Origin of the sequence: Rahnella sp. RFA10(1/100) (assembly GCF_004195115.1) — a bacterium.
Lineage (GTDB): Bacteria > Pseudomonadota > Gammaproteobacteria > Enterobacterales > Enterobacteriaceae > Rahnella > Rahnella perminowiae.
In genome coordinates, this window is sequence record NZ_SEWR01000021.1 from 1 (window position 1) to 1,419 (window position 1,419).

Genomic DNA, 1,419 nt, shown 5'->3' on the forward strand with positions numbered 1-1,419 from the left:
TGAACTGAACCCCTGAAGTTGGACATCAGAACTACGTCAGGGGAACATATGAGTCCGGTAGGCTACCGGGCTCATACCATCCAGTTTCATTTTGATCCGGTCGCGATTGTAGTACCCGATGTATTCCTTTATCGACGCCGCCAGTTCTTTTGTACCCGCGTAAGTTTTCCCGTGGAACATTTCCGTTTTTAACACCGCGAAGAAGCTTTCCATCGCCGCATTATCATAGCAGTTACCTTTGCGCGACATACTCTGCCGCAACCCCGCATCACTCACCTGTTTCTGCCATGCTCTCATACGGTATTGCCAGCCCTGATCGCTGTGAAATAACGCATTTTTTCTCGCATGACCTGACGTAAGCAACTGCTTTAACATTCTTTCTGTCAGCTCATAAGTCGGCCTCGCTCCCATACTCATCGCCACGATTTCACCGTTATACAGATCCATGACCGGCGATAAATACAGCTTGCTTCCCGCTACGTTGAACTCCGTGACATCTGTCACCAGCTTCACTCCGGGACCGGAAGCCGTAAACTCTCTTTTGAGCAGGTCCGGCGCCGGACCCATGCCGGTTTCGCCTTTCCAGCTTCGGTATTTTTTAGCCCGCACACGTGCCTGCACGCCCATTTTAGCCATAAGACGGCTGACCTTTTTATGATTCACCCGTAGCCCCTGATTATGCAGTGCGGCAGTGACGCGCCGGTAGCCGTAGCGCCGTTTGTGGCGGATGGCTATCTGCCGGATGATATCGCACAGCGCCACATCGCAACCGATCGCTTCACGCGATTGCCACCAGTACCAGGTGCTGCGTGGCAGCATCGCGGATTTCAGCAGGTCACGCAGACGATGCTCGCCGATTAATGCCCTGATGGCGTTGATTTTTTCTTCTGTTCCGCTTTTGCTTTCATCAGGGCGTCTAACTTTTCGTGGTAAGCACGTTCAGCGCGCAGATAGCGGACTTCTTCCAGCAGTTCTGCGGGCGTCATTTCTTCAGGCTGTTTTGCGGGTTTTTGAGCTTTCTGCGCCATGTGTTTTTTCTCTTTCTTTGCCGGGGCGGTGGCCTTTGTGGCCTCCTGAACCCAGCGTCCGACAGTCTTGTAGTCAGAAATATTAAACCGCGCAGCGGCGGTACGCATAGAAAGTTGTTCACGAAGTACGACATCTGCCACGTGGGCACGAAAATGGGCAGGATAGGTGATGGATGTTTTGGCTAATAAAGCGGCCTGACCGTGAAGCCGGTAAGCCGCAGTCCATGCCCGAAGTGAAGAAGCGGGAACCTGATATTGGCGGGCAGTGAGTTTGTAGCCGTCACGACCATCAAGGTAATGCCTGACGGCCATAAGTTTGATTTGAAAATTGTATTTCATATGAACTCCGAATGAAGGTTTAAAAAGTCCAACATTCGGGGTTCAGTTCATC

2 protein-coding genes are annotated in these 1,419 nt (G+C 51.8%); both read right to left on the reverse strand.

The window, feature by feature from the left end; translation table 11 throughout:
• Positions 1 to 36: 36 nt before the first annotated feature.
• Positions 37 to 879 (reverse strand): IS3 family transposase, encoded by an 843-nt coding sequence (locus tag ETV65_RS24700; protein WP_346654677.1) that lies wholly within the window; start codon positions 877 to 879, stop codon positions 37 to 39.
• Entirely contained in the window at positions 858 to 1,367 is a 510-nt protein-coding gene (locus ETV65_RS24705; protein ID WP_129955687.1) for a helix-turn-helix domain-containing protein, read from the reverse strand. Before ETV65_RS24705 ends, ETV65_RS24700 begins: the two co-directional genes overlap by 22 nt.
• Positions 1,368 to 1,419: the final 52 nt, after the last annotated feature.